The 7,508-nt window shown below is 35.9% G+C and carries 5 protein-coding genes; all 5 read left to right on the forward strand.

The window, feature by feature from the left end; translation table 11 throughout:
- The first annotated feature begins 223 nt into the window (after window positions 1-223).
- Complete coding sequence (addA, locus tag JSS34_07995; protein MBS0186255.1) at window positions 224-3,583, forward strand: double-strand break repair helicase AddA; 3,360 nt, start codon at window positions 224-226, stop codon at window positions 3,581-3,583.
- Window positions 3,584-4,014: 431 nt separating this feature from the next.
- Complete coding sequence (locus JSS34_08000) at window positions 4,015-4,407, forward strand: DUF4280 domain-containing protein (protein ID MBS0186256.1); 393 nt, start codon at window positions 4,015-4,017, stop codon at window positions 4,405-4,407.
- Between the two features lie 162 nt (window positions 4,408-4,569).
- Window positions 4,570-5,982 (forward strand): type I glutamate--ammonia ligase, encoded by a 1,413-nt coding sequence (glnA, locus tag JSS34_08005; protein MBS0186257.1) that lies wholly within the window; start codon window positions 4,570-4,572, stop codon window positions 5,980-5,982.
- A 238-nt stretch (window positions 5,983-6,220) separates the two neighbouring features.
- The gene (locus JSS34_08010) at window positions 6,221-6,862 is read left to right on the forward strand and encodes a DedA family protein (protein ID MBS0186258.1); all 642 of its coding nucleotides are present in this window, start codon (window positions 6,221-6,223) and stop codon (window positions 6,860-6,862) included.
- A complete protein-coding gene (gene gpt, locus JSS34_08015) occupies window positions 6,846-7,334 on the forward strand; it encodes a xanthine phosphoribosyltransferase (protein MBS0186259.1) in 489 nt (162 codons plus the stop codon). Before JSS34_08010 ends, gpt begins: the two co-directional genes overlap by 17 nt.
- The last annotated feature ends 174 nt before the right edge of the window (window positions 7,335-7,508 follow it).

Raw genomic sequence — 7,508 nt, forward strand, 5'->3', positions numbered from 1 at the left:
ACAAAGAATATCATTTTTTATTTTCCGAGAGTATGATACAAAACTTTCAATCTGCTTTAAAAGCGGTGCTTTCATCTCTTCCCTAAAGAAAAGAGTTTTCGAGCGCCTCAATATAAACTTTTCTATAAAAAAATAAAAAAACATCTTCTTTTCATCAAATTAAACAATGGTCTTTTGTTTCTCTCCTTATCACAATGATTAAGTTCTTCTCTTAAATTTTCTCATGAAATCTAATCCCTCTCATCCTTTTCCACCATTAAATCTTACAGCAAGCCTTTGGGTTGAAGCCTCAGCTGGCTCAGGAAAAACAAAAATTCTAACCGATCGCGTTTTATCTTTTTTGATCGACGGCGTTTCTCCCCATCGTCTTTTATGTTTAACGTATACAAAAGCCGCTGCTGCTGAAATGGAAGCTCGAATTTTAAAGACACTCAGCACTTGGGTCTATATGGATGAAGCTTCTCTTATACAACAAATTGAATATCTTATGGGAAGAGCTCCTGCTTCCTCGGATATTGAACGCGCAAGGAATCTTCTTAGAAAAAGCTTTGATTTGAAAATACAAACTTTTCATTCTTTCTGTCATAGCCTTTTAGAACAATTCCCCATGGAAGGAGATATTCCACCTTATTTTTCCATTGCAGATGAAGAAGAAAGACAAATATTTATTAAAAATTTAACGTCCTCTCTTCTTTTTTTAGGAAACAGCAATTTTTCTTTAAAAGAATCCTTAGAGACTCTTCTTCCTTTTTTTTCTTCTTCTTCTTTTGAAGAAATGTTAGAAAAAATTTTAAATCAAATTCCTATTCTTGAGACGTTTTTAACATCTTATGAATTTCAAAATAAGTCTCCAGAATCTGCCGATTCTTTTCTTGAAAAATCTTTAAATCCCCCCGAGCTTCCAAAGGAATCACTCGTTTTATATAGCCGTCTTTTATGCGACGGAGAGACGCTTTCTTCACAAGAAAAAGGGCTCTTTCTAGAAGAGTTTCTGACACAAGAAAACGGGCAAAAAAAAGCCCTTTATTCTCAATATCGAGATCTTTTTTTAACGCTTGAAAAAGGACCACGTAAAAATATTCTTAAAAAAGCCCTCCAAGAAAAATATCCTGTCCTTTTTGATGCTCTTCTTAAAGAACAAATTCGTCTTCTCAATATTGAAGAACAGTATCGCACCCTTTTATTTTTATCCTTTAATCATGCTTTTTATATCCTCTCTTCCTGTGTTCTCAAAGAATATCAAAACTACAAATTTTCAAAAAATACGCTTGATTATACGGATCTTCTTCTTAAAACATGTAATCTTCTAAAAGATCCCCATAAGGCACCTTGGGTTTTTTATAAACTTGATACGGGAATTGATCACATTTTGTTGGATGAAGCTCAAGATACAAATTCTCTTCAATGGGAGATATTAACGCTTCTTTTAACGCATCTTAAAGAAAATCACTCTTCTCCTCTTTCTCCAAAAACTCTTTTTGTTGTCGGAGATGAAAAGCAATCCATTTATAGCTTTCAAGGGGCCAACCCTTTACTCTTTAAAGAAAAAAATTCCTTTTTTAAAAGGCAGGCTCTTGAAAAAAATGAATCTTGGCATGCCCATGCGTTGAGCCTTTCCTACCGCTCGACGGAAGCTGTTTTAAAAACTGTTGATACAGTCTTCAAAGACCCAGATTCTTTGCGTGGTGTTTCTTTCTCTCAAGAAGAAATCTCTCATGAAATTTGGAGACATGGACATCCTGGCTCTGTTGAGCTGTGGCCTCTCTTAAGACCTCTTTCTTCACAAGAAGAGGGATCAGATTTTAAAGAAGCTCCTAAACAAATATCTCCTCCTGAACGTATCCTCGCTCAAACGATTGCCACAGAAATTCAAAAACGATGCCAAGAGGCAGACCCCTTGCCTTCGACACAAAAGCCCCTTTCTTATGGGGATATTTTAATCCTTGTACGAAAACGAAGCCGCCTTATTGACGAACTGACCTATTTTTTAAAAAATAAAGGTATTCCCGTTAATGGAAGAGATCGCATTCTTTTAAAAGATCATCTAAGCATTCAAGATCTTTTAATACTTGCAGCTTGGAGCTTGTCTCCTTTTGATGATTTAAGCCTTGCAACCTCTCTAAAAGGACCGTTCTTCGACTTTTGTGAAGAAGATCTTTTCCAACTTTGTTTTGGGCGCACAGAAACACTTTTTGAAACATTAAAAAAACATCAAGACTGCACACCAAAATTAAAAAAAACTGTTCAGAAGCTTACGGAAATCAAAGAACTTTCTGAAAAAACGTCTCCTTTTGATTTTTTTAATCTTCTTTTAACAAAATATGAGGGACGCTCTCTTCTTCTGTCTCGATTTGGGGGGGATGTACAAGATTTATTAGACGAATTTCTAACGATTCTTTATGATCTTGATCGCCTTAAAGGCTTTAGCCTTTATCAATGTATTCATTGGTTTCAAACCACCTCTCTTGTGGTAAAACGAGACCTTGAAAGCCAATCATTTTCTTCTATTCGGATTATGACCATTCATGGCTCTAAAGGTCTTGAAGCCCCGCTCGTTATTCTTCCTGATACCTCTTCTCTGCCTCTTTCTTTCTCAGGATTTTCTCTTTATGTAAAAGATCAAACGCCCCTTTTTATCCCTCCTAAAGAATTTAGACCGAAATATATAGAAGAGATTTTAGATCAAGCTTACGATAAAATTCTCGAGGAATATCGGAGACTTTTCTATGTTGCGCTCACGCGCGCACAAGATCACTTAATTCTTGCAGGATATCTTGGAAGCTCAACGACACAATTACCCTTGAATTCTTGGTATTCAATGGCTCAAAAGGCACTTCAAGAGCTTGGAAAGCCCAAATCTTTTCATTTCCTTGAAGGAAATCAAAATGCATGGTCTGGAGAAGGATATCTTTATAAGTCTTCTCAGATTTCTTTTGAGAGAAAGAAGAAAGAAGAAAAAGATCATTCTTCCTGTCTAAATCTGCACCAAAAACCAGTTGTCTCTTTTTCTGATCTCCCATCCTGGATTTTTAAACCTGCTCCCACGGAAACGCTTCTCATAAAAACACTTTTTCCCTCACAGCTTGAGGAGTCAGATAGAGCTCCTTCTTTCCTAGAGTCCACCTTAGAGTATGGACGTATTCTTCATTTTCTTCTTGAAAAATTACCTTTTTACCCTTCAAATTCGCATGAAAATGTAGCTCATTTACTTATAAAAAAGAGTGATCTTCAAGAAAAGGACCTTGTTTCAAAATTAATTCAAACAGCCCTTAGAATTCTTAAAAAACCAGAATTTTCTTTTCTTTTTGGTCCTGGAAGTTTTGGAGAAGTTCCTCTGATTGGAACCCATAAAGGACAGAAAATTTCAGGAAGAATTGACCGGCTCATTTTAGGAAAAAATGAAATCTGGATTGTCGATTATAAAACGGATAAAGATGTTCCCCTTTCACCATGTTCTTTAAAGCCCGCGTATAAACTTCAACTTTCGCTTTATGGTGAACTTCTCAAAAAAATTTATCCTAATACGCTTATTCGAACTGGGATTTTATGGCTTCAAACAGAGACTTTTATGGAAATTGTGTAAGGTAACCGATAAAAGAAAAGGTTTGATTCTACCAAAGAGTTTTTTCTTTTAAAAAGGACCATTATTGGGCCTTCATTAATCCCTTAACAGCTCTGGTACAAATTCAATATACAAGAATCATAAATTCGAAAATATAAGTCTAGTATACAAGAATTATGCCCATATCGCATGATTAGGTTTTAATTCTCTGAGAAAATCTTCACATGGGATGCAAAGGACTTTATTGAATTGTAGATACTCATTTCCTCTATAAAGCATGATATAGTCGATATAAATAACACATATATACGGAGTGTGTAATATAGGGGGGTGGTAATCAGCCGGATATAAAAAATGAAATCTCTTAATATTTTTTGATTTTTAAAAAAAATCTTTCTTCTCATCAAAAATATCTTTACCTTAAAAAGGAGAAGAATAATTAATAGGAAGAAATCATGTCAAATCAAACATGTATGAGTGCTAAATGTAAATGTTCTTTTGGAACCTCTCCAAGTACTTATATGGCGCTTCCCATTCATCAAACTCTGACGACAAATAAACCGGCTGCCAATATCCAAGACCATGTTCCTTTTTTAAATATATTACCCTTTGGAAAGTGTTTTACAATCACAAATCCAATTGTTGCAGCTGCGACTGCTGCACGCTTGGGAGTTTTAACACCTATGCCCTGTATCCCCGCTACGACCTCACCTTGGATTATTGGAGAACCTACAATTCTTTTAAGTAACATGCCAACCCTATCAAATACCTCTATTTTAATGTGCGAATGGGGAGGCGTCATTACAATTGGAGTACCAGGTGAAGAAACAATGATGGTTCCTTAGGTTTTCTATCCCCTTTTTCTTTGTTTTTCTTACTCCTTTTTTAAAGATCTATTAAATTTATTTCTGGTAGTCATAAAAAAATTGCATATACCCCTTTGACTTTTTTTAAGAACAGAGATTATGATGCCCTATAAACATTTTATTTTTTTAAGAGCGTTAAAAATGACAAACTCTATCCAGACAGCTTTAAAATTTATTAAAGATGCACAGGCTTCCTATGTAGGATTTCGGTTTACAGATCTTTTGGGAGAATGGCGACACATTACACTTCATGTTTCTCAAGTCTCTTCTTCTCTTTTTAAAGAAGGTCTTATGTTTGATGGATCTTCAGTTCCTGGATGGAAATTAATTCATGATTCGGACATGCTTCTTATGCCAGATCCACAGACAGGATATATTGATGTTTTTTCCACAGAGTCCACTTTAATTTTTACATGTAATGTTTATGATCCTATGACGCTGACACCCTATGATCGTGATCCAAGATCCACTGCACAAAGAGCAGAAATGTTTCTTCTTAAAAGTGGTCTTGGAACAGAAGCCTACTTTGGTCCAGAACCTGAATTTTTCATTTTTGATGACATTCGATTTAAGGTTGATCCCTACAATAGTTTTTATGCGATTAAATCTGAGGAATCTCCTTTTTCTTCCGGTGAAGAATTTAAAGAAGCTAATTCAGGATACCGATCAGCTCAAAAAGCTGCTTATTTTTCTGCAACTCCTTTAGATGGCACGCATGATCTGCGTTCAGAAATCTTGACACATCTTTTAAATGCAGGAATCCCTGTTGAAAAACATCATCATGAAGTTTCTCCTGCACAACATGAATTAGGATTCAAATATTCTACACTTTGCCAAACAGCCGATTGGCTTCAAATGTTTAAATCCATCGTCAGAAATACAGCTTTAAGTTATGGAAAAACTGCAACATTTATGCCAAAACCCGTTTTTGAAGAAAATGGATCTGGCATGCATGTTCATCAATCTATTTTTAAAGGTGAAAAAAATCTTTTCATGGGGGATGGATATGCAGGACTCTCCGATTTAGCGCTTTATTATATTGGAGGAATTCTTCATCATGGCAGAGCTTTAAATGCCTTCACAAACCCAACAACCAACAGTTACAAACGTTTGATTCCTGGCTATGAAGCACCCGTTTTGCTTGGTTATTCAGCACGTAATCGTTCTGCGGCTTGCCGCATTCCACATGTCACCTCCCCTAAAGCACGCCGTATTGAAACACGATTTCCGGACCCTGCTGCAAATCCTTATCTTGCTCTTTCTGCTCTTTTAATGGCAGGACTTGATGGTATTCAAAAGAAAATCCATCCTAAAGAAGCTCTTGATCTTAATCTTTATGAACTTGATTCTCAAAAATTAAAAAGTATTCCACGCCTTTGTTCTTCTTTGAAAGAAGCTCTTCAAGCTCTCGATAAAGATCGAGACTTTCTTCTTCAGGGAAATGTATTTTCAGATGAGCAAATTGATGCATATATTCATCTGAAAGCAAAAGAAGCGCATCAGGTTGATCACACACCCAATCCTTTGGAATTTAAACTTTATTATACATGTTAATTGAAAGAATATACGCGGATTAAAGACGTCATAAATCCCTCTTACTTTGTAAAATAAAGAACGTCTTTAAGCATGTTGCTTCCTTCTTTTAATAGATTTATTCTTCTTGAAAGAAAACCCTGTCAAGAAAAATAAATTCTCTTATGTGACATATTTAAGATACCCTTTAATAAGAATATGTATTATGTATAATAGGTTCATGTTGGGATAAAACCTATTTTTTACAAGGAAAAAACTTGTGGATGCTTTTCTCGCTTCTATACAAGACTATGGTTATTGGGTTCTAATTTTTGGAGCTCTCATTGAAGGAGAAAGTATTCTTCTTCTTGCTGGCGCTGCTGCTTATATGGGATATTTTTCTCTTCCTCTCGTCATGACAGTTTCATTCATTGGCGCCATTATTCATGATCAACTTCTTTATAGTATTGGAAAGGTGGGTGGAACAACGCTTCTCCACCGTTCTAAAATGTTTGAAAAGAAATCTGAGCGTGCGTTTGCTCTATTGAAAAAATATGACCATTGGCTGATTATGGGTTTTCGATTTGTATATGGGATACGAACCATTACGCCTATTGTTATTGGGGCCAGTGATATTTCCTTTAAGCGTTATACAATTTTAACAGTTATTTCGGCTGCCCTCTGGGCAATGATCGTCAGTTCTGTAGGATATGTTTTAGCAGACATCATACAATCTCTTATTGAAGCTTTTGAGGATTATAAATTTTATATTATTAGCACGCCAATTCTTTTAATTGGCCTTGGTATTGGGATTTACTACCTTATCAAAAATCAAAGATCTAAACGTAAATCTGCTTTGGATCCTGAATCTTCAAACTCCACAACACTTGAAAGCTGCACCTCTCATGACGCACAGTCCTAACACGCTTCCTCATTCTTCTGAAAAGTATTATATTACGTGGGAGGCCTTTCATAAAGACGCCCTTGCTTTGGCTCACAAACTCCCTCCTCTTCCTTGGAAAGGGCTTGTTGCCATTACACGCGGAGGTCTTATTCCTGCAGGAATTTTAGCCCGCGAGCTTAATATCACACTCATCGAAACTGTTTGTCTTTCAAGTTATGATGATGTCACGGATCAACAAACAAGCCTTACTGTTTTAAAAAATCTTCCCCTTCAAAGTGGAAAGAATTGGCTTGTTGTTGATGATCTTATTGATACCGGAGCCACGGTTGAAATTGTTCGCAAAATGCTTCCAGGTGCTCATTTTGCATCCCTTTATGGGAAACACCATGGAAAGCATCTTATCGATACTTTCGTGCGAGAGATTAATGCTTGGATCGTGTTTCCCTGGGAAATGACCCCAGAAGAGCTTGAAACCATAAAGTGTGCTTAAATTTTTTCATAACAGAATGTCTTCTAACCCATTAACGAAAATTTTCTTTCCAATTGGGTACCCTTCTTCTATGAAAATGATTTATTTATGAAATCAAAAAATTATAATTTTTTTTCTCTATTTAGGGCGTGTCATCAATTAAATTGACAAAGAAGGAGAGAGAAGAGATATTGA

Source organism: Pseudomonadota bacterium (assembly GCA_018242545.1).
GTDB lineage: Bacteria > Pseudomonadota > Alphaproteobacteria > 16-39-46 > 16-39-46 > 16-39-46.